17 protein-coding genes and 2 tRNA genes are annotated in these 22,737 nt (G+C 66.1%); 11 read left to right on the top strand and 8 right to left on the bottom strand.

Going from position 1 to position 22,737, the window contains the following annotated elements; all coding sequences use genetic code 11:
* The first annotated feature begins 51 nt into the window (after positions 1-51).
* Positions 52-276: a hypothetical protein gene (locus BN1132_RS10510; RefSeq protein WP_042077371.1), complete on the top strand. Its 225-nt coding sequence runs from the start codon at positions 52-54 to the stop codon at positions 274-276.
* A gap of 6 nt (positions 277-282) precedes the next feature.
* On the opposite strand, the gene yciA is transcribed toward BN1132_RS10510, so the two are convergent.
* The 5 genes from yciA to BN1132_RS10485 all read right to left on the bottom strand — a co-directional run bounded on the left by yciA (position 283) and on the right by BN1132_RS10485 (position 7,574).
* On the bottom strand, positions 283-681 hold the full coding sequence (gene yciA / locus BN1132_RS10505) for an acyl-CoA thioester hydrolase YciA (protein WP_029314261.1): 399 nt from the start codon (positions 679-681) through the stop codon (positions 283-285).
* A gap of 138 nt (positions 682-819) precedes the next feature.
* On the bottom strand, positions 820-1,632 hold the full coding sequence (locus BN1132_RS10500) for an NAD-dependent epimerase/dehydratase family protein (protein WP_042077368.1): 813 nt from the start codon (positions 1,630-1,632) through the stop codon (positions 820-822).
* A 246-nt stretch (positions 1,633-1,878) separates the two neighbouring features.
* Positions 1,879-2,877: a LacI family DNA-binding transcriptional regulator gene (locus BN1132_RS10495; RefSeq protein WP_042077367.1), complete on the bottom strand. Its 999-nt coding sequence runs from the start codon at positions 2,875-2,877 to the stop codon at positions 1,879-1,881.
* Between the two features lie 177 nt (positions 2,878-3,054).
* Complete coding sequence (locus BN1132_RS10490; RefSeq protein WP_042077456.1) at positions 3,055-4,971, bottom strand: transglycosylase SLT domain-containing protein; 1,917 nt, start codon at positions 4,969-4,971, stop codon at positions 3,055-3,057.
* An 83-nt stretch (positions 4,972-5,054) separates the two neighbouring features.
* Positions 5,055-7,574 (bottom strand): putative bifunctional diguanylate cyclase/phosphodiesterase, encoded by a 2,520-nt coding sequence (locus BN1132_RS10485; RefSeq protein ID WP_042077365.1) that lies wholly within the window; start codon positions 7,572-7,574, stop codon positions 5,055-5,057.
* Between the two features lie 392 nt (positions 7,575-7,966).
* Between BN1132_RS10485 and hpf the strand changes: the two genes are divergently transcribed.
* Complete coding sequence (hpf, locus tag BN1132_RS10480) at positions 7,967-8,299, top strand: ribosome hibernation-promoting factor, HPF/YfiA family (RefSeq protein WP_042077364.1); 333 nt, start codon at positions 7,967-7,969, stop codon at positions 8,297-8,299.
* Between the two features lie 75 nt (positions 8,300-8,374).
* Here the strand turns inward: hpf and BN1132_RS10475 are convergent, their stop codons facing one another.
* Complete coding sequence (locus BN1132_RS10475; RefSeq protein ID WP_042077363.1) at positions 8,375-8,899, bottom strand: VC2046/SO_2500 family protein; 525 nt, start codon at positions 8,897-8,899, stop codon at positions 8,375-8,377.
* Between the two features lie 126 nt (positions 8,900-9,025).
* On the opposite strand from BN1132_RS10475, the gene BN1132_RS10470 reads away from it, so the two are divergent.
* Together BN1132_RS10470 and BN1132_RS10465 are read left to right on the top strand one after the other, a co-directional pair.
* Positions 9,026-9,110: transfer RNA gene (locus tag BN1132_RS10470), tRNA-Tyr, on the top strand.
* A 31-nt stretch (positions 9,111-9,141) separates the two neighbouring features.
* Positions 9,142-9,226: transfer RNA gene (locus BN1132_RS10465), tRNA-Tyr, on the top strand.
* Between the two features lie 127 nt (positions 9,227-9,353).
* Here the strand turns inward: BN1132_RS10465 and tamB are convergent.
* Both tamB and tamA read right to left on the bottom strand, forming a co-directional pair.
* Positions 9,354-13,172 carry an autotransporter assembly complex protein TamB gene (gene tamB, locus BN1132_RS10460; RefSeq protein ID WP_042077362.1) on the bottom strand — a complete coding sequence of 1,273 codons (3,819 nt, stop codon included), beginning with the start codon at positions 13,170-13,172 and terminating at the stop codon, positions 9,354-9,356.
* A 76-nt stretch (positions 13,173-13,248) separates the two neighbouring features.
* Complete coding sequence (gene tamA / locus BN1132_RS10455; RefSeq protein WP_042077361.1) at positions 13,249-15,024, bottom strand: autotransporter assembly complex protein TamA; 1,776 nt, start codon at positions 15,022-15,024, stop codon at positions 13,249-13,251.
* A 536-nt stretch (positions 15,025-15,560) separates the two neighbouring features.
* Between tamA and BN1132_RS10450 the strand changes: the two genes are divergently transcribed.
* From BN1132_RS10450 to BN1132_RS10420, 7 genes are all read left to right on the top strand, one after another.
* The gene (locus BN1132_RS10450) at positions 15,561-15,935 is read left to right on the top strand and encodes a hypothetical protein (RefSeq protein WP_042077360.1); all 375 of its coding nucleotides are present in this window, start codon (positions 15,561-15,563) and stop codon (positions 15,933-15,935) included.
* Positions 15,936-16,057: 122 nt separating this feature from the next.
* A complete protein-coding gene (locus tag BN1132_RS10445) occupies positions 16,058-16,336 on the top strand; it encodes a peptidylprolyl isomerase (RefSeq protein ID WP_042077359.1) in 279 nt (92 codons plus the stop codon).
* A 134-nt stretch (positions 16,337-16,470) separates the two neighbouring features.
* The gene (locus tag BN1132_RS10440) at positions 16,471-17,181 is read left to right on the top strand and encodes a DUF1499 domain-containing protein (protein ID WP_042077358.1); all 711 of its coding nucleotides are present in this window, start codon (positions 16,471-16,473) and stop codon (positions 17,179-17,181) included.
* Complete coding sequence (locus tag BN1132_RS10435; protein WP_042077357.1) at positions 17,171-17,746, top strand: carboxymuconolactone decarboxylase family protein; 576 nt, start codon at positions 17,171-17,173, stop codon at positions 17,744-17,746. Before BN1132_RS10440 ends, BN1132_RS10435 begins: the two co-directional genes overlap by 11 nt.
* Positions 17,743-19,893 (top strand): FAD-dependent oxidoreductase, encoded by a 2,151-nt coding sequence (locus BN1132_RS10430; RefSeq protein WP_042077355.1) that lies wholly within the window; start codon positions 17,743-17,745, stop codon positions 19,891-19,893. Before BN1132_RS10435 ends, BN1132_RS10430 begins: the two co-directional genes overlap by 4 nt.
* Positions 19,894-19,913: 20 nt before the next feature.
* Entirely contained in the window at positions 19,914-21,083 is a 1,170-nt protein-coding gene (locus tag BN1132_RS10425) for an ABC transporter substrate-binding protein (RefSeq protein ID WP_042077354.1), read from the top strand.
* A 3-nt stretch (positions 21,084-21,086) separates the two neighbouring features.
* Positions 21,087-22,736 (top strand): ABC transporter permease, encoded by a 1,650-nt coding sequence (locus BN1132_RS10420; protein WP_042077352.1) that lies wholly within the window; start codon positions 21,087-21,089, stop codon positions 22,734-22,736.
* Position 22,737: the final 1 nt, after the last annotated feature.

The raw sequence follows: 22,737 nt of genomic DNA, 5'->3' as shown, positions 1-22,737 counted from the left end.
ACTAGTCTCATTATTCGTGTCCGGCCCGACTCACCCACGAGGGATCCCGCCATGGCGAGACAGCACCAGTACCGCGTGACATTTTATGATCAACAAGGAACCTGTCATCAAGTGGAGCTTTCCACCGTCTATCAGATCAGGCGGGATCCCCAGTGCGATCTCTGCCTCTTTGACACCCATCAGTGCGTCGGCTCGGAAGAGATGCTGGAGCGCATGATACGGCAAAAAACCGGGCTTGAGCAGGAAATATCCATCATCAATGCCCGGCTGATCTGACCCGCATCAGACCGGGACCGGGCGGGATTTACCCTGATCGTCGATGGCCACGTAGGTAAATACCCCCTCGGTCACGCAGTAGCGCTGGGCCTCGTTCTCCCGCAGCACCGGCTTGACCCAGACCTCCAGCTTGAGGCGCATGGAGCTTCGCCCTATCTTCAGGCAGCGCCCGTAGCAGCACACCACGTCCCCCACCTTGACCGGGCTGTGGAAGGTCATCCCCTCGACCGAGACGGTGCAGATGCGTCCCTTTGCCAGCTCCTTGGCCATGATGCCCCCACCTATATCCATCTGGGACATGATCCACCCCCCGAAGATATCGCCATTGGGGTTGGTATCGGCTGGCATCGCCAGGGTTCTCAGCAACAGTTCCCCATCGGGGTGACGCTTTGTCTCTTCCATCATTACCGCTCTCTCTGTCATGGATGGCGGCATGATAGGGGGCGATCCCGCCCTTGGCAAACCTCAATTGCCCTCAGGCCCGCGCCAGACCTGGCTCCCACACGTGGTCAGCCGCCATGGCAATCCGACAGCATCCCTGGCTCACCCCTTCAGGGCAGCCTGCTCGGCAAACCAGTGGGCCGGATCCGGCCAGCGATAGACGAAACCGTGCCGCAGGCAGATGCGCTGCCCCTCGATGGGGGCAAAGTCGCCGGCCGGCTCGATGAACTGCGGGGGCAGCAGCCCAAGCAGACGGCTTGCGAAGGGATAGAGCTGCTCCCGGCGCGGGTGGACAGGGGCACTCAGGTTGTAGGCCTCCCCATCCAGCCCCTGAGCCAGCATCAGCTGGCAGGCGGCCACCACGTCGTCCAGGTGCACCAGATTCACCGCCTGCCCGCCTCCCGCCAGCGTCTTGCCCGCGAGGAAACGCCCTGGATGGCGATCGGGGCCGTAGAGGCCGGCCGGGCGCAGCACCATGGCGCAGGCAAAGCCGGCGTCCAGCACGGCGAGCTCGGCTGCCCGCATTCGCATCCCTCTCTCGTGGGCAGGGGCAGGCGTCTCTTCCTCCCCCTGCCCGGGCGCCCATACCGAGGTCGCGCTGATAAACAGCACTCTCTGCACTCCCGCCATCAGGGCCAACCGGCACAGCCGGGCCACCGATGCCGGGTAATCCCGGGTCTTGCTGGGGGGCACGCAGATCACCAGGTCACGGCAGCGAAACGGCAGCGTCTCCATCTCGGGGGCGAGCAGCAACGGCCAGGCGGCGATGCCCTCCCCTCGCAGTCGCCCGGCCTTTTCGGCGCTGCTGACCGTCACCGCGACCCGCTGGCCCGACCGCTGCAGCGCCTGTGCCAGCGGCAACCCCAGCCAGCCGGCGCCGACGATGCCCGTCTGATACTCATGTTCGTGCGTCATTCCAGGATCCTGACAAAAAAAAACGGCCATCCAATGATGACCGTCGAAAGTAACGAAGGAAATAGCCGGATGAGCCGGTTACCTCCCACAGCGGGAAAATCGGGAGCGCACGCTCCTAATTCGTGGGCCTATCCTAGTGGCAGCGCCACTAAAAAGCTTTGAAGCAGATCACAGTTGAAAAGGATTTCTGAAAGCGCTTTCAATGTCTTGTGAAAAAGTCGGCCCACTTGGGGCCAACTTTATGACTCAGGCCACCGACTCCCGACGCACCAGTTCCGCTTCAAACTTGAGCTCCAGCCCCTCTACCGGCTTGTGATCCAGCAGGCGCAGGGCCAGTTCCGCGGCCCGCTCTCCCATCTCCTCGATGGGGTAGCGCACCGTGGTGAGCTTGGGATAGATGTAACGGGCATAGGGGATGTCGTCGAAGCCGACCACAGACACCTGCTGCGGGATCTTGTAACCTCGCTCCAGCAGGCAGGAGATGGCCCCCGCCACCATGGCATCGTTGAAGCCCAGGACGGCGGTGAACTCGACCCCGCGCTCCAGCAGCTCGCTCATGGCCACATAGCCGCCCTTCTCATCGGCGTAGGCGCGACCGATGAGGGATTGATCCAGTTCGATGCCCGCCCGTTCCAGGGCGAAGCGATAACCGGCCATCCGCTGCTGACCATCGACGAACTCCTCGTCATCCGAGGTGACGAAGGCTATCTTGCGGTGGCCCGCGTCCAGCAGATGCTGGCAGGCCGTGGTGATGCCCGCCTGGTTGTCCAGCCAGACACAGCGCTCCTCACAACCCGGCACCTGGCGGTTGATGAAGACGATAGGGGTCGTGCCCGACGCCAGCTCGCTCAACTCTTCGTCAGGCAGGGCCTTGCTGTGCAGGATCAGGGCGTCGCACTGGCGTTGCAGCAGCGCCTGGATGGCGTGACGCTCCCTGGCCGCATCGTGGTTGCCGGAGACGACGATGGTGAACTTGTTCGCCTTGTCGACCATGCTCTCGATGCCGCGCATCATCTGGGCGAAGAAGGGGCCGCCACACAGATCGCCCACCAGCACGCCGATGCAGTTGGAACGTTTGCTTACCAGGGCCTGGGCGAAGCTGTTTGGACGAAAGCTGAGCTCCTTCATGGCCGCGAGCACGGCCTCGCGCTTCTCTGGCGCCACCTGAGCCGTGTTGTTGATCACTCGAGACACCGTCGAAATGGAGACATTCGCCAGCTGAGACACATCTTTGATCGTTGCCACTCTCGATTCCTTTGTTGGGAAAGCCTGTCTGTGATGATCGGGCATTGTATCGAACCTGCCAGACCAAGACGCGGGGCCCGATCACCTGGCAGGTTTCCTTTTGTAACAAAGCTTAAGGGATGATAACCATTCTTGGGCAAGAATGGGAGGCAGCCGCGACAACGACTGCCCCCTGACTCAGTAGGCGTGATTCAGCTCGCGTTCCGACATGAAACGCAGGGGCTGCTGCAGCTTGTGCTGATAGATGAGGTCGAAGGAGAGGACGTTCTGGACATAGTTGCGCGTCTCCCGATAGGGAATGCTCTCCACCCAGACATCCATCGGCTTGTTCTCGCTCTGCTCACGCCAGCGCTTCACCCGGCCCGGGCCCGCGTTGTAGGCCGCCGCCGCCAGGATCCGGTTGCCGTCATACACGTCCAGCAGGCGCTTGAGGTAGGCGCTGCCGAGGCGAATGTTCATGGCCGGATCGAACAGCTGCTGCTCGTTGCGATAGGGAACCCCCAGCTTGCCCGCCGTCTCCCTGGCGGTGGCCGGCATCAGCTGCATCAGGCCCCGCGCCCCGACCGGCGACTGCGCCAGCGGATAGAGGGCGCTCTCCTGGCGGGAGATGGCGTAGAGCAGGCTGGTGTTCATGGTCCGCTCCTGGGCCATCTGGGAGAAGGTGCGCTTGAGCGGCAGCGGGAAGCGCAAGTCCAGCGCATCCCAGGCCTCGGCCCGGATGCTGGAGAGGATGGCCAGCTCGTGCCAGCCCTGGTTGAGGGCGATGTGACCGAACTCGAGACGCTGTGCCACGCTGTTGCGATCCATGTTGTGGATCCACTCAGAGCGGGCCGCCGTGATCTCGTTCATCGCCAGCAGCTCGCGCACCCGCAGCAGGAAGGGCCAGCGCTGGCTGGCGGTACGCCAGTCCGGCACCTTGTGCGCCACGCTCTGGTTCTTGATGCGATAGGGCACCCCGGTGCGCTGCGCCGCCATGAAGCCATAGAAGCCGCGCAGATTCGCGGTCTCGAGATAGAGCTCCCGCGCCGGTTTCTGCCGCCCCTGCTCCTCCAGCGAGCGCGCCATCCAGTAGCGCCAGCGATCCTCCTTCTGCAGTGCCATGGGCATCCGCTTGACCCAGCCCTCCAGCCCGCGCCAGTCCTGCTCCCAGACGGCCAGGCGGGCACGCAGCTCCATCAGCTCGCCATCCTTCAGGCGCACCAGGGCCGCGTCCAGCCAGCTGCGCTGGGCGAGGGAACGATCGAGCAGCAGGCGGCGGGCGGCCGCCCGCTCCACCCGTGTCACCTCGGTGTGGTTCAGGCCGAAGCGGCGGGTCATCTCCCCCAGCTGGCGCAAGACCGCATCCGGCTGCTCATTGGCATAGCGGGCCAGTCCCAGGGAGAGCAGCTGGCGCGATGGCGGTGTCGCCATGAAGTTGGCCGGATTCATCGCCCGCACGGGTTGCTCATACAGGGCGATCATCTGATCCCCGTATCCCTTCATGCCGCTGCCGAGCTGGGCCCCCAGGTGGCGAATGAGATTGGGGTTCTGCGCCTCGAAGGCCAGGCTCATGCGCTGCCATATCTTCTCCTGGGTGCGCAGTCCAGCCTGCTGCCAGAGATCGAACAGGGGATCGCAGGCATCGGGCCTGGACTGGCCGCTCAGCCAGAGTTTGCCGGCTTCCTTCAGGGCCTCGCTCTTGTGCCCCGTGTAGAAGCGGGCCTGATAGTGCTGACAGAGCAGATCGGTGGAGCTCGGCTTGGCCGGGTAGAAGCGCAGGAACTGGGACCATTGCTGGCTCTGGGCCAGATAGCTGAGGTAAGCGCGCTCCAGGCGGTTGGATTGGGGCGTGTCCCCGTGCTGGCGGATGAAGCGGGTCACGTCGTCATAGTCCGCCGCCCCCGGCCTGAAGGCGAGCTGGTAGTAGTCCAGATAGGGCCGCAGGGGGTAATGGCTCAGGCGGGCACGAATTTGCTCGAAACGGGTCTGATCATTGGCCCGCACGGCGTCATAGCCCTCACGATAGAGGGACTGTTCCATGGTTTGCGAAAAGACGGGTGCCACTAGCCCTGGCACACACAGCGCCGATAAGATGATTCCCTGCACGGCTTTCACGAATGGCATTCTCCCTTCAAAGGCACGGCCACCGCCCGCTGGCGGTGGTGACATACCTTCATTCTACCCGCTAAGCCCCCGGGCTACGCCACACTATTTTTGTCGGCAAAGGCGCTGCGTTCGCTGCGCACCAGGCGGCTGACATAGCGTTCCAGATAGGGCACGGGGAGCGGCTTGGAGGCGAGATAACCCTGGAAGAAATGGCAGCCCTGCGCCTGCAGGAACTCCAGCTGCTGGCGGGACTCCACCCCCTCCGCCGTCACGTTGAACCCCATGTGGCGTGCCATGGCGATCACCGCCTCGACGATGGCCATGTTGTCCCCATCCTTTGGGATGTCCTGGATGAAAGAGCGGTCGATCTTGAGCTCGTCCGCCGGCAGCCGCTTGAGGTAGCTCAGGGAGGAGTAGCCGGCTCCGAAGTCGTCGATGGCGAAGCTGATGCCCAGGGTCTTGAGCTCGGTCATCTTGCTGATGGTGTCCTCCGCATGGCCGAGCACCACGGACTCGGTGATCTCCAGGTTCAGGCACGCGGGATCCATGCCGGTCGAGGCCAGCACGTCGTGAATGCGATCGACGAAATCGGGGGCATGGAACTGCTTGGCGCTGACGTTGACCGACAGCTGGGGCACGTGGATTCCGTTCTCTTCCCAGGAGACGTACTGGGTGCACGCCTCGTGCAGCACCCAGTTGCCGATGTCGACGATGAGATCCGTCTCCTCGGCGATGGGGATGAACTCGGCGGGGGAGACCAGGGCCCGGCCCGGCGGTTGCCAGCGGATCAGCGCCTCCACCCCGATGAGGTCCCCCCCCTCGACCATGTGCTGGGGCTGGTAGTGCAGGGTCAGCTCCTGGTTGTCGAGGGCGCTGCGCAGCTCGTTGTGGATGAGCAGACGCCGGTCGGCCTGCAACTGCATGGAGGCATCGAAGAAGCGCCGGGTCTTGCGGCCCGCCGACTTGGCCTGGTACATGGCGGTGTCGGCCTGCTTGAGCAAATCCCCCGCCTCCTGCTCCCGTCCGGGGAAGAGGGTGATGCCGACGCTGGCCCCGATATGCAGCACCTGTCCCCCATGGCTGTAGGGGGCGGCGATTTCACCGATGAGCCGCTCCGCGATGAGGTCGGCCTGCATCTCCGCCTGGGGCGGGCTGATGGAGAGCGCCGGCAGTAGCAGCACGAACTCGTCGCCGCCGAGTCGCGCCAGGCAATCTCCCTGGCGCACCAGCCGCTTGAGCCGGCTGGCCACCTCCTTGAGCAGCCAGTCACCGGTGGCGTGGCCGAGGGAGTCGTTGATGGTCTTGAAGTGGTCGAGATCGATGAACAGCAGGGCGCCGATGAGGTGCTCACGGCTCGCCTCCGCAAACGCCTGGGCCAGGGTCTCGTGCAGCTGGCGGCGATTGGGCAGGCCGGTCAGCTCGTCGTAATAGGCGAGATCCTGGATGCGGCGCTCCGCCGCCTTTCGCTCGGAGATGTCCTCGAAGAAGATGACGTAGTGGCTGATGCCCCCCTTGTCGTCCTGCACCGGGGTGACGATTTCCCACTGGGGATAGGCGCGGCCGTCGGCGTGCAGACGCAGGGTCTCCCCCTGCCAGCGATCGAGGGCGTTGAGCTCATAGCCCAGCCCGCCCAGTCCCGACCAGAGATCGTTGCCAAGGTGCAGGCCTATGACCCCCTGACTGTCAAAGCCGGTGATCTGGCTGAAGGCGTAATTGACCCGCAGGATCTTGAACTCGGGATCCGTGATGATGATGCCTTCGTGGGTTTCGAACGCCACCGCAGACAGCCGCATCAGGGCATCGCTCTGCAGACGCTCCAGCTCGGCCACCATGCGCACCGAGAAGATGGTCAGCACTGAGCCCAGATCGGCGGTCTGGGTCTGGCTCGGGAACAGCAGGGCGAGATGGCCCAGGAGCTGGCCGCCGCGATCCAGCAGTGGCTGGGCGTAGTAATGAAGGCCGGCGGGCAGGCCCTGGCCCTCGCTCAATGGTTCACTGACGGGGGAAGGGCTGGTGGCCCCCTGCCGATAGAGTTGCTGGCAAGGCATGTCGCCCAGGGCGTACTCCTTGACGTCGATGCCGTGACTCGCCAGCACCCTGAGCCGGTCGAGCCCGACCCGCTCCGTCAGCCAGACCGCGCTGGCCCCCAGGATATGGGCGAGTTCGTTGACCAGGGTCTGGCAGAAATCGAGCCCCGTCTTGGCGGAGAGCGCCTGTGCCAGCTTGGCCAGCAAGGGGGCCTGCAACAGGGGCAGTGGCGGAATGATCCCGGCGGGCGGCTCGGTGCGGCTCATCTCGCGGTGGATCATCTCGAGCGGGGCCAGCCAGCCACAGCAGAGCTGCTGGGCCGCCACATACTGACCGTACCAGAGCACATGGTGCACATTGCCCGTCTCGTCGCCGAGGTGACCGATGAATTGGCCGGACTGGCCACTGTGGTGGAGTCTGGAGAGAAAATCGGCGAAACCCGCTTCATCTTCCGGCACCAGCTGCCCGGCCCAGGGATGAGGCCCCTCCCCTGCCCAGGGCTCACAAGAGACATGATCCGACAGGCTCCACTGCTCATGCTGCCGATCATAAAACCACATCATCTGGGTGGCTTGCTGCTTCATTTACGACTCCGACACGACAACCACGTCATCCACCCCCGACTCTTGCAGAAAAGCATATCCGTTTACGCGCATATCTCCACCGGCGCATGGCAATCTTCTGCGATGCGATAACGCGATGTGGATAGAGAAAATACGAGGCGGTGCGGCGAAAACCGGATATCGGGTCGGCACAAGGCGCTGCCAAGAGGGGGACAGAAACGATCCTATTCCCTGATACTGCCTTCCTGTTTCACTGAGCTCAAGCGGTTTTTGGCATGAAACGGGAAAAGCTCACAATTTGGGGACGGTGAGATCGCCAGGGGGACATTTCGTGATTCAGATCACATTCTGATTTAACCACATGGGTAATCTGAGGGTGAAGACACAAGCAAGACGACCCGAAGGGGGCCAATATGAAAATTGAAATGACCAGCAAAATCATTGACATCACCCCAGCCATCCGCGAGCGCATTGAATCCCGTTTTGAAAAGCTCGAGCGTCTTCAGGTGCCTCTTATCACACCCCACGTGATCATCTCCAAAGAGCGTTTGATGTATATCGTCGAAGCCACGGTCGGCATCCCCAACGGCAAGCTGTTTGCGCAGGCAGAGCATGAGGATCTCTATGCCGCCATCACGGATCTGGGCCAGAAGCTGGAGCGCCAGCTCAACCGTCACACGGAGAAGCCCATCGCCCGCCGTGCCGCCGGCAAGGAAGTGGCCCAGCCGGACGAAGCGGACGCTTGATCCGGTTCCCCTCTCCATCCATTGAGCAAAAGGCGGGTCATCCCGCCTTTTTGCATGGCGCCGACTCGGCGCCCATCACCCCAGCCAGCGCAGCCTGGCATCCACTTCGCGAGAGAGTTCATCCAGCAGCGGCAGCATGAGCAGAGGATCCTCCCCCCTGGGCTCGCCACCCAGAGGGCTGGCGGCCTGCTTCCCCAGCCAGCGCTCGCGGCCCAGCGCCGAGAGGTTGTCATAGACGGCGGGATCCAGCGCCGGCGCCCGGCTCACCAGCGGGGGGGATCGCAGCGCCAGCCAGAGCCGGACGTCCGCCATGCAGCCCCCCTGCTGCAGGCGCTCGTTCAGCGCTCCGGCCCCGGTCTCCTCCATTCCCCCCTGCAGGGGGGGCTGGGGCATCAGGCCGAAGCGGGTGCGCCACGGCGTCGTGCCAGAGGCAGCCGGGGGCGGGCCGTCAAACCAGGGCTGCTCTTCCACCGCCTCGGTCAGGAGCGCCAGGTGCAGCCTGAAGTCGGCCCTGTCTCCCTGGCGGAGATCCTGGTTGAGCCGCTGGCCAAGCTGGGCCTCATCGACGAGCAGTCGGTCACGAATCGCACTGGGCAGCATGAGATAAATCTTGGAAATAAGGGTTTCATTGCTTATCGGCCATCAACCCGATCCTTTAAGCATTAAAAATCCCTGCCAAGGGGTTCACAAGCGCGGCAGATCTGTTAGTATGCGCCTCGCACTTGGGGAGGGGTTCCCGAGCGGCCAAAGGGATCAGACTGTAAATCTGACGGCTCTGCCTTCGAAGGTTCGAATCCTTCTCCCTCCACCATTCAAGTGCGCACCATCAGGCAATGCCCCGTGGAGGGGTTCCCGAGCGGCCAAAGGGATCAGACTGTAAATCTGACGGCTCTGCCTTCGAAGGTTCGAATCCTTCTCCCTCCACCACTCTTCCAGAAAACCCGGCCTCGCGCCGGGTTTTCGCTTTTCCGGCTCCCCGCTCCCGACCGCGTCTCCCTCCCCGGGCAATAAAAAACGGGAGGCCCCTGGCCTCCCGTCTTCGCATCCCGCGTCCTCACAGGGTGAAGCGATAGAAGATGTCCACCGCCTGGGCCACCCCGCTCATGGCCTGCAGGTAGAGCCTGGGCATCAGCTCGTAGCGCAGCTTGAACTCGGCGATGGGGCTGAACACCCCGACCCCGTACTGGAACTGCAGGCCGGGCAGCAGGTAGGCCGACAGGGTGACCTGGGTATCGTCTCCGCTGCCGGCGGTGTCGAGGGCCACGTCGCTCATGCCGAGGGACTCCCCTATGCTGGAGACCACGCCACTCGCCTGGCTCACGGCCCCCGCCACCAGCAGGCCATTGAAGCCGCCATCCTCGCCGCTGGTCTGCAGCCCCTTGCCGCGCAGCAGGTAGGAGAGCTGCTCGGACTGCGCCATCTGCGGCTCGGAATAGACGGTGATCTTCGGCTTGGCGGCCGGCCCGGTCACCCGCACCCCGACGGTGACGTTGTCCTCTATGGTATCGGGATCCCGGTAGGTCTCGATGTTGAGATAGGGCTGATCGATGGGGCCGGAGAAGAGGATACGCCCCTCCTTGATGATGAGGTTCTGGCCATAGGCCTTGAAGCGCCCGTCTTTCAGCTCCAGCTGTCCATTGCCCGCCAAGGGTTTGGACGGAACCTGGCGAATGTTGAGCGCCCCCGTCACCTTGGTCTTGAGCCCCATGGCCTCCAGCCGGACATCGTCCCCGAGCCGTACGGCGAGCCTGATCTCCATGGGCAGCGGCGCCGCCTTGGGCACGGGAGGCAGATCGTCGTAGATGACGGTCACGTCATCGGACACCGCCACCGCGCTCTCGGGCAGGGTCTTGACCAGGATCCGCGACCAGGGGATGTCCACCTGGCCGGTGACCCGGGTCTCCTCGCCCAGGGAGATGGCGATATCCGGTGTCACCCGCACCCGGCCCATGCCCGGATACTGGGCCTCCAGATCCTTGCCCTGGATGGTGAGACTGCCGGTGACGGGCTGCCGGGCCCAGCTCAGCCAGCCGCCCAGCGCCAGGGGCCCCTTGCCCACCAGCATGGAGCCGTCGAGTTCGGCGCGATTGCCATCGATCTTGAGGCGGGTCACCAGCTTGGAGAGGGTCACCATGTCGGAGTGGGTTTGCACCTCCCCTTCCCGCAGATCCAGCTCGCCGTACAGCAGGGGCGCGGCCAGGGTGCCGTCGAAACGGGCATCCGCCGAGATGATCCCCTGCAGGGAGCGCACCTCGGGGATGAGGGGGGCGAAGGTGGTCAGCTTGAGATCGTCAAACCTGAGCTGGCCCGACAGCTGACCGCGACCGGCGGGCTCCCTGATCAGCAGATCGGTGTCGATATTGCCGATCTGTTGGGACGCGAAGTCGACCCGGATGGCGGCCTGCTGGCGCTCGAAGTCCACCCCCAGCTCCAGGCGCTGGTAGTCGGTCTTGAGCTCGTCGGCGACAAAGGTGCCCGGCGTGGTGCGCACCGTGGCGTGCAGGGTTGGCTGGCTGCCGCGCCAGCTGGCGCGCCCGTCCGCCGACAGCACCGCCTGCCAGCGGAAGTTGTCAGGCAGCCAGGGGCGCAGCCGCTTGAGATCGAACTGGCTCAGGGCAAACTCCAGGCTGCCCTGGGCCGGGGAGATGCGGCTGCCCTTGACGCAGAGGCTGGCCTTCTGGGACCCCAGGCAGAGATCCCCCATGGTCAGCTGCTGGCTCGGCAGATCCAGGTCCAGCGCCCAGGGGGCGATCAGGGACCAGCGCTTGAGGGGGGTCTTCAGCCTGAGCTCGGAGAGGGCGCCACGCCAGCGATCCCCGCGCAGACTGCCGTTCAGTCGCAGATCCGCGGCCACCGGCTCCCCCTTCATGGTCAGGGTCAGATCGTGTCGATTGAGATCGCCGCTCAGGTTCAGGGTGATCTGGGAGAGCGCTGTCGTTCCCTGCGCCAGGCTCGCCACCGTCACGCCCAGTTCGCCCGCAGGCTTGTCCCCCACCAGGGCATTGCCCCGGATGGCCGTCTCCTTGAGCACTGTCCCCGCATAGGAGAGGCGGCTCGACACCAGATCCACGCTCACCCTTGGCGCCTGCTGGCTGCCGGTGACGCGCACCTGTCCCTTGAGATCGCCGCCAAGGCCGGGGTAGATGCCACCGAGCTTGGGGGCGTCGATCTGCGCATCCAGCTTCCAGGCCAGGGTCGTGAGGGAGCCCTTCGCCTGCAACTGATTGGGGCCGCTTTGCAGCGCCAGGGCCGGGATGGTCCACTCCATCTTGTCGTTGCCGCTGAGGGCTCCCTTGAGCGCCAGAGGATACTGGTTGAGCTTGCCGTCAACCTTGAGCTCCGGCAGCGCCAGCTGCCAGTGGCCCGCCTCGTCCAGCTCGAAGCGGCTCGCAATCCTGCCCGCCAGCGTCCCCTTGATCTCCGGCACCAGCTCGGCCGGGTTGATCCCCTTGAATTCCGTGGTGCCCTGCCACTGCACCCCCTTGTTCCAGGCCAGCTTGCCGTCGAGCCTGAGCTCCCCCTGGAGGGCACCCAGCAGCAGCTCGATGCGGCTGAGCTGGCCGAGATCCCCCTTGCCCGACAGGGCCACCTTGAAGGGCGGCACATCGGTGCCCTTGCCGGCGGTCTTCAGCGCAAACTGGTAGCCGGAGAGCTTGCCCTTGGCGCTCAGGGTGCCCTTGTCCAGCCGGTAGCTGGGTTCATCCTTGGCAGGCTTGTGCAGCGGCCAGGCGAGGCTCTTCCACTCCAGCGCCAGATCAAACGGCAGATCCGGCTCGAGGGCCGAGAGCGATCCCTTGAGATTGGCGGTGACCGGCCCCTTGGCCTTGAGCGCCAGCCCCAGCTTGCCCACGGACCCCGCCAGAGTCAGGTTAGCCTGCTCCCCCTTGAGCTGGTTCTCCAGCAGCCCCTTGCGGGCCTTGGCATCCAGAGTCAGGGCGAGGGGATAATCCTCGACCAGGCGCACATGGCCGCTCAAGGCCAGATCCGCCATGGCGTGGCGCAGGGAGAGCTCCCGCACGTCGATGCGCTCATCCTGGGCCTTGGCCGACAGCAGCAGGGTGTCGAGCCCCTCGACAAGCTCCCCCTGCTGGTAGCGCAGCCTGGTGGCGTTCAGGCCTTCCAGCTGGATGGGGAAAGGCAGGCGGATCTCGGGCAGCACTATGGGCTCGGGCTTGTTCGCAGCCTTGCCCTTGCCGCCCTTGTCAGCCTGGCGTCCCTCGGACGCCTTGGCCGCCACTTCCTTCGCCTTCTGCGGTTCGCCCTTGCCCTGCCCCTGCTTGGCGGGCTTCTTCCCCTTGTCGGCGGGGGGCTTGCTGCCGGCCTCCTTGGGGGCCTGTGCCAGCACGATGTCGAGACCATCGAGCACGGGACCGCGCACCATGAGCCCCTTGCGATCCAGGGTGGCGCCAATCTCCAGATCCTTGAGGGTCACCGCCACGCCGGGCACGGCCAGATCGAGGCCGGCCACCCTGAGGCTGTCCACCTGGATCTTGAGCGGCAACGGGTGCCAGACGAAGGGCTCCGACGGCGCTTCCGGCGCAGGTTCGGATTCGGCCACCCGGACCACGGGACGGGTGACCGCGAGAGACTTGATCCAGAGCTTGCCCTGCAAGAACTTGCCGAGATCCCAGTCCAGCACCGCCCGCTCCACGGTGACATCCACCAGCTCGTCCTGCCAGCCGACCCCTTCCAGGGTCCAGCCATAGCCGAGCTGACCCGCCACCAGCTCCCCCTTGAGGGAGGGCAGCGCGCCCCTGGCCTGCTGCCACAGCCACTTGTTGCCCTGGTGGGTGAAGCCCAGCAGGCTGACGCCGATGAGCAGCAGGAAGAAGAGGCCCATGAGCCACAGGAAGATGCGTTTTACCCAGATCACGATGCAGACCCCTGCAAGGAGAGCAGCCGCAGCGGCCAGAAAAGAGAGCGAAGAGGACGAAGGCGTTCAGACCGGATCATAGCTCTGGCCCCAGCGCGAAATGCAGCCGCAGCGGCTTGTCTTCTTCGGAGATGCCCACCGCCAAGTCCAGCCTGACCTGACCGATGGGGGTCACCCAGCGCACCCCGACCCCGGTGCCTATCTTCCAGGCCTCGCTGTAGTCGACGGTGGCGGTACCGCCATCCACGAACAGGGCGCCGAGCCACTTGTCGCTGAAGCGGTAGTTGTATTCCAGGCTGCCCACGCTGGTGTAACGGCCCCCGGTGAGCTTGCCCTCCTCGTCCCTCGGCGAGACGGTCTCATAGCCGTAGCCGCGGATGGTCTGATCGCCGCCGGTGAAGAAACGCAGGGAAGGGGGCACTAGGGAGAAGTCATCCCCGACGATGGCCCCCTGCTCAACCCGCATCAGGAAGCGGTGATCCTCCCCCAGGGTGCGCAGCCACTTGCTGCGTCCCCACACCCGCATGAAGTTGATGTCGGAGCCCCAGTAGGGACTGGAGAATTCCATCGTCAGCTGCTGGCGATCCCCCCAGTCCGGCACCAGGCCGCCGCGCACCCGCAGCCGCGACCAGGAGACCCCGGGGATCAGCAGCAGGCTGTTCCCCTCGTCGTTGCCCTGCACATAGCGCTCGTTCTCCAGCCGCACGAAGACATCCCTGTCCCAGCTCTCGGGTCGCCGCTTCCAGCGGTGCACGCCGAAGGTGGCCAGATCGGAACGGGTGTCGTTGTTGTCGGTGTACTGGTAGCCGGCCTGCAGGGAGTAGTAGTCCCGCAGCGGGTTGCCGACCGGGATCTGGTAGTCGAAGCTCAGCTCTGCCTCAGGGGCCGAGATCTTGGCGGTGCTGGAGAGGCTGTGACCGTAGCGGTTGACCCAGGGCTTCTCCCAGGTGGCGCTCAGGCGCGGCCCCACGTCGGTGGCATAGCCGATACCCGTCTCTATCTCGTGGTCGACCCGGTTGGAGAGGGTCACCTGCACCGGCACCCGGTTGTCCTCGGCCTGGCTGATCAGGGGCTTGATGTCCACCTGCTTGAACAGCTTGGTGGAGGAGACGTCCTGGGACATCTCGGCCAGCCGGATCGCCAGATAGGGGTCGCCAGTCTGGATGTTGATGAGCGGCCGGATGAGGCGCAGCGCCTCCGGCGTCGCGTCGTAGCGGATCTCGCCGAAGTGATAGCGGGGGCCGGAGCGAAACAGGATGTAGATCTCCGCCTTGCCCTGATCCGGGAAGACCTTGACCTGGCTCTTGCTGATCTTGGCGTCGAAGTAGCCCCGCGCCAGCCCCAGGCTGCCGAGATCCGCCTTGATGGATTCGTACTTGCCGTGGTTGAGGGGATCCCCCTCCTTCAGGGGCAGCTTGTCCAGCAGCTCGCTGTAGACCTCGTCGCTGCCCGCATCCCCCTCCAGCAGGATGTCGAGACGCGAGATGATCACGGGCTCTCCCCGCTCGATCTCGATGACGACCCTGGCCGGAGATTTCTTGTCGCGGGTGAGGGTGATCTTCGGCTGGTAGTAGCCGTAGACCTGCAGGGCCTTCTGCACGCTCTCGGTGATCTTGGCGCGGGCGGGGCGGTACTGGCGCTCCTGATAGACCGGCAGGGCATTGAGATAGGCCTCGACGTTATCCTTCTGCTCCCCCTTGACCCCCTTGATCTGATAGGTCAGCTTGGCCGCCATGGCGGGGGTGGCCAGCAACCAGAGGGCGAGGAGCAGCAGCAAGGTGCCGGGCCCGGGGCGACGGGATCGCCCGGATGAAGTGCTCCCGGCTGGAAAAGTAGGATAGCATCCTGTCAAACGTCAATTTCCCCGAATAACATGATTGAAAAATTGTTCTATTCAGAACGATACCGGGACTCACCCCGGCCAAATGCCGCCCATCCTAGCACAATCCCCGTCGCGAGATCCCCCGATCGGGCCCAGTTCTGACCATGATGCCCGCCCCCGGGCCGCGACCCGAACGACGGCCATCGGGCTCGCCTCCCTGCCAGAGCGACCAGACTGCGCACTCTCTCGGCGAGGGTCGTACAAAAAACCGTCTCTTCAAACGTCCGCCGCCTGCCCGCACTCAGTGCCGTCTCCTGTTCGCTGCCTCCCTCCGAGCGACAGTTCCTGTCGAATCACACCGGACTTTGCGAGGGGGGACGACCCGGCCGACTTGACGTCATCGTCTGGCTCCGCCGCCTTCCTGCCGGCGATTGCACCAGAAAATAAGTTTAAATCAATAACTTGATAGGAAGCACTAAAGCTTCGTTCAATTCAATCGATTTATCCCGCTGCCACTGATCTCCCGCCTGCCTCACACTGACTCCATTCATCGCAGGAGAGCTTCCATGACCTTACGCAGCGAACAACTGGCTGACTACATCGCCGACCGGCTCGAATTCATCACCTTCCTGGCCTGCTGCAGCGCCTTGCTGGCCCTGCTGACCGGGATGAACGGCCAGCAGGCCCTGGCCTTCACCGCCCTCAACCTGCCCTTCGGCCTCGCCCTGCTGCTGGGCATGGCCCTGCTGGCCCCGCTGCCGGCCCACTGGCGCCTGCCCGGGATCGTGCTGCTGCTGGTCGGCGGCGCCCTGCTGACCCTGCAGCTGGGCGGCGACTGGCTCAATCCCCTGGCCATCTGGTGCCTCTACGCCCTGCTGGGGCTGGAGATCCTCTGGCAGTCACGCCCCAGGGTCCGCCTGGCAACCCATCCCCGCGGCTGAGCCTGCCAGCCATCTGCCGACGGCCACGAGAACGCGCCATCAGGCTGCGCCCGCAAGGGGCTGACGCAGGGGCGCAATTGGAGTAATCTTGCGCCCCTTTACCGCCACCGAGGAGCGCCCCGATGAAAAAAGCCTGTGCCCAGCACATCCTGGTCAAGACCGAGAAACAGTGCCTCGAGATCAAGGAGAAGCTCGCCAAGAGCGCCGACTTCGGCCAGATGGCCAGGCGCTTCTCCACCTGCCCCTCCGGCAAGCGCGGCGGCGACCTGGGGGAGTTCTCCAAGGGGGACATGGTCAAGGCCTTCGACGATGCCGTGTTCAAGGGGGAGCTGCTGACCGTGCTGGGGCCGGTGCGCACCAAGTTCGGCTTCCATCTCATCAAGGTGCTCTATCGCAGCTGAGGGCTGCTGCCCGGGGTCGGCCCCAGGTTCCCGGCCCCTGAAGCCCAAAGACGCAACGATAATTTACTAACGTTATCAGGCAATTAAGTTTATCCTTCTGGGCATAGTTCCATCCTGACCAGTGGATCCGTCTTATGCACAGCTCTTTGTGGTGGCCCCTGCTGGCCTGGCTGCTGCCCCTGGGGGGCGCCCTCGGCAGCCGCGCCCACCTCTGGCCCTGGTGGCTCGGTTTCGCCCTCTGCATCGTGAGCGCCCTGATCGGCCTCTGGCTCCTGCTGCGCCTGCCCTGGCGCTATCGCAACGCCCCCACCCTGTGGCCCGACATCTGGGGCATAGCCCCCCTGGTGCTGCCCCTGCTGTTCCTCGTCCAGGCGCTGCGCTCGCCGCTCACCAACGACGTCAGCACGGATCCCCATCATCCGCCCCGCCTCCAGTGGGCCGAGCAGTTGAGAACGGCAGAGGATCTCCCCGTCAACACTCCGCCCCTGCAAGTATTTCCCGGCAACCCCGGTCCTCTCTATACCTACGCCTCCCCCGCCGAGGTGCTCGCCGAAGCGGACGAGCTGATGACGGAGCTGGGCTGGCGGGTGCACCCGAGCCCGAATGGCCTCGAGGCGGTCGTCACCACCGGCTGGTTCGGCTTTCAGGATGACGTGGCGCTGCGGGTCTTCGCCGGGCCGAAAGAGACCCGGATCGACATGCGCTCCGCCTCCCGCCAAGGGCGCAGCGATCTGGGGGTCAACCGGGCGCGGATCCTGGACTTCCTGAACCGGCTGAACGAACGGCTGGGGGGCGCCTACAAGCCCAAGATGCAGAAACTCGACGAGGAACAACATGCGCATTGAGGTCAAACCGGATCGGGCCTACGCCTGGTTCATCCGCCCCTTCTTCTGGCTGCAGCAACGTAACTACGGCCAGGTGCTGATCCCCGGCAAGTGCTGGGGCCGCTCTCCGCGCCTGTTCGCCGCCGTCGCCACCCTCTACGGCGTCATCAACCGCAGGCGCTCCCCCGTCGATCCCGTGCTGCGCTCCCTGGTGACGGTGCGGGTCTCCCAGCTCAACTGGTGCCGCTTCTGCGTCGACATCAACGCCATGACCCTGATCCAGCGGGCGGGGTCGAGCGACAAGGTGGAGGCGCTCGCCCAATGGCGCACCAGCCCCCTGTTCGACGCGCGGGAGCGGGCCGTGCTCGATTACGCCGAGGCCATGACCGGCCTCGACGGGGTGAGTAACGAGCAGGTCGCCCGCCTCAAGCCCTGGTTCGATGACGACGCCCTGGTGGAGCTCACCGGCCTCATCGCCTTCCAGAACATGTCCGCCAAGTTCAACGCCGCCCTCGACATCCCGCCCCAGGGGTTCTGCCAGCTGCCGGTGCAGCCCGAGCGCCCCGCCAAACGGGATCGCCAATGACCAGGGCACGCCTCCTTCTGCTGCTGGTGATGGGCACCCTTGTCGGCGCCTTCTTCGCCCTGGATCTCGACGGCTACTTAAGCCTCGCCCAACTGCAGGCGCGGCAGGCCCAGGTCTCGGCCTGGGTGCAGGCGCACTTCGCCGCGGCAGCCCTCGCCTTCATGCTGATCTACGTGATCACCACCGCTCTCTCCCTGCCCGGTGCCAGCCTGCTGACCCTGGCGGGCAGCGCCGTCTTCGGCATCCCGTGGGGACTCTTGCTGGTCTCCTTTGCCAGCACCCTGGGGGCCACCCTGGCCTTTCTCAGCGCCCGCTTCCTGCTGCGGGACTGGGTAGCCGGGCGCTTTGGCGACAAGCTCGCCAGCGTTCAGGCCGGCATGGCGAAAGATGGCGCCTTCTACCTGCTGAGCCTGCGCCTCATCCCCCTCTTCCCCTTCTTCCTGGTCAACCTGGTGATGGGGCTCACCCCCATCCGGGTCAGCACTTACTACTGGGTCAGCCAGCTCGGCATGCTGCCGGGCACCTTCGTCTACGTGCTGGCGGGCAGCGAGCTCGCCACCCTCACCAGCACCGGCAACATTCTCTCCCCCGGGCTGGTGGCGGCCCTGACCCTGCTCGGCCTGATGCCCTGGCTGATGCGCTGGCTGCAGCGCCGTCTCGCCCTGCGCCGCCTGCACGCCCCCTATCGCAAACCCGCGCGCTTTGACTACAACCTCCTGGTGATCGGCGCCGGGGCCGGGGGGCTGGTCACCAGCTATCTTGCCGCGGCGATGAAGGCCAGGGTGGCGCTCATCGAGCAGCACAGGATGGGGGGGGATTGCCTCAACACCGGCTGCGTCCCCTCCAAGGCGCTGATCCGAAGCGCCCGCTTCGCGGCCGAGCAGCGCAGGGCCGGGGAGCTCGGATTCAGCCAGGGCACTTCCCGCGCCGACTTCGCCGCCGTGATGGAGCGAGTGGCCGCGGTGATCAGGGAGGTCGAGCCCCACGACTCCATCGAGCGCTATCAGGCCCTGGGGGTGGAATGCATCCAGGGGCTGGCCCGCCTCGTCTCCCCCTGGGAGGTGGAGGTGAACGGCAGGCGCCTGTCGAGCCGCCACCTGGTGATCGCCACCGGAGCAAGGCCCCTGGTGCCCGAGCTGCCGGGGCTCGGTGACGTGCCCTACCTCACCTCCGACACCCTCTGGCAGCTGCGCGAGCCCCCCCGCCACCTGCTGGTGCTCGGCGGCGGCCCCATCGGCTGCGAACTGGCCCAGAGCCTGGCCCTGCTCGGCATCCCGGTCACCCTGGTGGAGCTGGCCGATCAGCTGCTGCCCCGGGAGGAGCGCGACGTGGCCGAGGCGCTGGCGGCGCAGCTTGCCCGCGACGGCATACAAGTGCTCACCGGCTGGCGCACCGAGCGGGTCGATGCCAGGCCGGCGGAGGAAGACCTGCCCATCCGGCTGCACCTGCGCCGGGGCGACGAGACCCGGGCCATCGAGGGGGATCAGCTGCTGCTGGCGCTGGGCCGGGTGGCCAACGTGAGCGGCTTCGGCCTCGAGGAGCTGGGGGTGGAACTCGCCCCGCGCGGTACCCTCAAGGTCGACGGCTTCCTCGCCACCAACTACCCCAGCATACTGGCGGTGGGGGACGTCGCGGGCCCCTACCAGCTCACCCACTTCGCCGCCCACCAGGGCTGGTATGCCGCCGTCAACGCGCTCTTCGGCCCCTTCAAGCGCTTTCGCGCGGACTACCGGGTGATCCCGGCCGCCATCTACACCAGCCCGGAAATCGCCCGGGTCGGCCTCAACCAGAGAGAGGCCGGGGCCCGGGGCATCCCCTTCGAGGTGACCCGCTTCGAGATGGCCGAGCTGGATCGCGCCATCGCCGACGGGGAAACCGGCGGCTTTATCGAGGTGCTCACCGCCCCCGGCAAGGATCAGATCCTGGGAGCGACCCTGGTGGGCGCTCACGCCGGGGAGCGGATCGCCGAGTTCGTGCTCGCCATGCGCCACCGGCTCGGCCTTGGCAAGATCCTCGCCACCGTCCACCCCTATCCCACCCTGACGGAGGGGAACAAGTACGTGGCCGGCGCCTGGCGCCGCGCCCGCCAGCCCGGACGCCTGCTGGCGCTGCTGGCCCGTTACCACGGTTGGCGCCGTGGCGCCTGACCCTTCACGAGATGAACACCATGATCAAGACCCGGCTTCGCGCCCTGCTCCGTTCCCTGTTCGCCGCCGCTCCCCTGCTGCTGGCGGCCCAGCCCCACGCCGCCGAGACGCCGTGGCAGCAGACCCTCGCCGAGGCGAAGGGCCAGACCGTCTATTTCAACGCCTGGGGCGGCAGCCCGGAGATCAACGCCTACCTGGTGTGGGCGGGGCAGGAGCTCGAGCGGCAGTACGGGGTCAGGCTGGTGCAGGTGAAGGTGGATGACATCGCCCAGAGCGTCAGCCAGCTGCTGGCCGCCAAACAGGCCGGCAAGCGAGACGGCGGCCCCATCGACCTGCTCTGGGTCAACGGCGAGAACTTCAAGGCGCTCAAGGAGCAGGGGCTGCTCGGCGCGCCCTTTACCCGGGAGCTGCCGAACATGGCGCTGGTGGACGGCACCCTGCCGGTGAGCGAGGACTTCACCGTGCCGGTGGAAGGGCTGGAGGCCCCCTGGGGCATAGGCCAGCTCAACCTCATGGTGGACGGCGACCAGGTCGAGACCCCGCCCGCCTCCGCAGCGGCGCTGCTCGCCTGGGTCCAGGCACACCCCGGCCGCTTCACCTATCCCAAGCCGCCCCAGTTTCACGGCTCCAGCTTCCTCAAGCAGATCCTGCTGGAACTGACCCCGGATCCCGCCCCCCTCTATCGGGAGGCCACCGATGCCGAGTTTGCCAAGGTGACAGCCCCGCTCTGGGCCTGGCTGGAACAACTGCACCCCGCACTCTGGCGCAAGGGCAAGCTGTTTCCCACCGGCGCCGCCGAGACCAGACAGCTGCTGGACGACGGCGAGCTCGCCATGGCCATCAGCTTCAATCCGGGAGAGGCCCAAAGCGCGGTGCAGAACGGCACCCTGCCTCCCTCGGTGAGGGCGGTGGCCATGAGCAAGGGGGCGCTCACCAACAGCCATTTCCTCGCCATTCCCTTCAATGCCAGCGCCCGGGCCGGAGCCAAGGTGGCGGCCAACTTCCTGCTGAGCCCGGCGGCCCAGGCCCGCAAGGCCGATCCCGCCTTCTGGGGCGATCCCAGCGTGCTGCGCCAGGAGGCCCTGCCGGGGGCGAGCCGGCCAGCCCTGCGCTTCAAGGCCAAGCCCGAGCCCCACCCCAGCTGGCAGCTCAGGCTGGAAGCGGCCTGGGCCGAGCGCTACGGCCACTGATCCATGCAGGCCAAGGCACGTCTCCTCGTCCTGCTGACGTGCGCCTGCCTGCTGGGCGCACCGCTCGCCGGCGGCCTGCTGCTGCTGGCGCGGGAGGGCATCGCTTCGGCCAATCTCGGCCTGCTGCTCGCCCAGCCGGGGCTCTGGCGCTCCGCGGGCCTGAGCCTCTGGGTGGCGGGGGCCTCCACCCTGGGGGCCCTGGCGTTCACCGCCCTGCTGCTCGCCCTGGGCAGCGGGCGCCCCTGGATGCGCTGGCTGCACCGTCTGCTCTCCCCCCTGCTGGCCCTGCCCCACGTCGCCTTCGCCATCGGCTTTGCCTTCCTGCTCGCCCCCTCCGGCTGGCTGCTGCGCCTCTTCGCCCCGCTGCTCGGCGTCGGCGACCTTCCGCCGGACTGGCAGACCCTGAGAGATCCCTGGGGGCTCGGCCTCATTGTGGCGCTCATCCTCAAGGAGACGCCGTTCCTGCTGCTGATGGCCCTGGCGGCGCAGGATCCCGCCAGGGTGGCGCGCCAGCAGTGGCTGGGGGAGAGCCTCGGGTTCAGCGGGCCCCAGCTGTGGTGGCGCCTGCTGCTGCCGGCGCTCTGGCCCGCCCTGCGCCTGCCCCTCTATGCGGTCGCCGCCTATGGCCTGGCGGTGGTGGATCTCGCCCTGCTGCTGGGCCCCGATGCCCCGCCCCCCCTGGCGGTGCGCCTCTGGCTCTGGTATCAGGACGCGGATCTGCGCTGGCGCGGCGCGAGCAGCAGCGGCGCCCTGCTGCTGCTCGCGCTCAACCTGCTGCTGCTTGCCGCCCTGCGGCTGCTGGAGTGGGGTCACGTGAACCTCGGCAAGGTCCGCTGGCTGGACGGCAGGCGCGCCTTGCCCTCCCCCTGGCCAGAGCGGTTCACCCGGGCCGGGGTCTGGGCCCTGCTCGCCATCAACCTGCTGGTGCTCGCCTCCCTGCTGCTCTGGTCCCTGGCCAGGCGCTGGTCCTTCCCCGCCCTCTGGCCGAGCGAATGGAGCGACCGCCACTGGCTGGCGCTGCTGCCCACCCTGGGCCCCCTGCTGTGGCAGAGCCTGTGGCTGGCCCTGCTCTGCGCCGCCCTGTCGCTCCTGCTGGCGGTGCTCTGCCTGGAGGCGCAGCCGGGGCGCGGCCCCCGGGGAGCCTCCTGGTCCCTCTGGCTCGTCTGCCTGCCCCTGCTGCTGCCCCAGGCCAGCCTGCTGTTCGGGCTGCGCCTGCAGATAGACGGCCTCGGGCTCAGCGGCATAGGCCCGGGCTGGGTGCTCTGGAGCCAGCTGGTGTTCGTGTTTCCCTACGTCTATCTCTGCCTGCACGGCCCCTATCGCCAGTTCGACGATCGCCTCACCCGGGTGGCCCTCAGCCTGGGCGCCGGCCCCTGGCGAGCCTGGTGGCGGGTGAAGGGCCCCCTGCTGGCCCGCCCCCTGCTGTTCGCCTTCGGCGTCGGCGCCGCGGTGAGCCTGGCCCAATACCTGCCCACCCTGCTGTTTGGCGCGGGCAGGGTGGTCACCATCACCACGGAGGCGGTGGCCATCGGCAGCGGCCTCAACCGACGGCTGGCGGGGCTCTACGGCTTGTTGCAACTGCTGCTGCCGCTTTTCATCTACGGTCTGGTACTCTGGCTGCCGCGCCGCATCAACCCCGCCTTGAGGCCCTGAA

This window comes from Aeromonas sanarellii (assembly GCF_000820085.1).
Classification (GTDB): Bacteria; Pseudomonadota; Gammaproteobacteria; order Enterobacterales; family Aeromonadaceae; genus Aeromonas; species Aeromonas sanarellii.
The sequence above is the reverse complement of the archived record's forward strand: the minus strand, read 5'-3'. Positions and strand labels throughout refer to the sequence as shown.

Coding starts and splice junctions, on each gene's coding strand:
- BN1132_RS10510 (WP_042077371.1), top strand. CDS start 52: ATGGCGAGACAGCACCAGTACCGCGTGACATTTTATGATCAACAAGGA.
- yciA (WP_029314261.1), bottom strand. CDS start 681: ATGATGGAAGAGACAAAGCGTCACCCCGATGGGGAACTGTTGCTGAGA.
- BN1132_RS10500 (WP_042077368.1), bottom strand. CDS start 1,632: ATGACGCACGAACATGAGTATCAGACGGGCATCGTCGGCGCCGGCTGG.
- BN1132_RS10485 (WP_042077365.1), bottom strand. CDS start 7,574: ATGAAGCAGCAAGCCACCCAGATGATGTGGTTTTATGATCGGCAGCAT.
- hpf (WP_042077364.1), top strand. CDS start 7,967: ATGAAAATTGAAATGACCAGCAAAATCATTGACATCACCCCAGCCATC.
- BN1132_RS10475 (WP_042077363.1), bottom strand. CDS start 8,899: ATGCTGCCCAGTGCGATTCGTGACCGACTGCTCGTCGATGAGGCCCAG.
- BN1132_RS10450 (WP_042077360.1), top strand. CDS start 15,561: ATGACCTTACGCAGCGAACAACTGGCTGACTACATCGCCGACCGGCTC.
- BN1132_RS10445 (WP_042077359.1), top strand. CDS start 16,058: ATGAAAAAAGCCTGTGCCCAGCACATCCTGGTCAAGACCGAGAAACAG.
- BN1132_RS10440 (WP_042077358.1), top strand. CDS start 16,471: ATGCACAGCTCTTTGTGGTGGCCCCTGCTGGCCTGGCTGCTGCCCCTG.
- BN1132_RS10435 (WP_042077357.1), top strand. CDS start 17,171: ATGCGCATTGAGGTCAAACCGGATCGGGCCTACGCCTGGTTCATCCGC.
- BN1132_RS10430 (WP_042077355.1), top strand. CDS start 17,743: ATGACCAGGGCACGCCTCCTTCTGCTGCTGGTGATGGGCACCCTTGTC.
- BN1132_RS10425 (WP_042077354.1), top strand. CDS start 19,914: ATGATCAAGACCCGGCTTCGCGCCCTGCTCCGTTCCCTGTTCGCCGCC.
- BN1132_RS10420 (WP_042077352.1), top strand. CDS start 21,087: ATGCAGGCCAAGGCACGTCTCCTCGTCCTGCTGACGTGCGCCTGCCTG.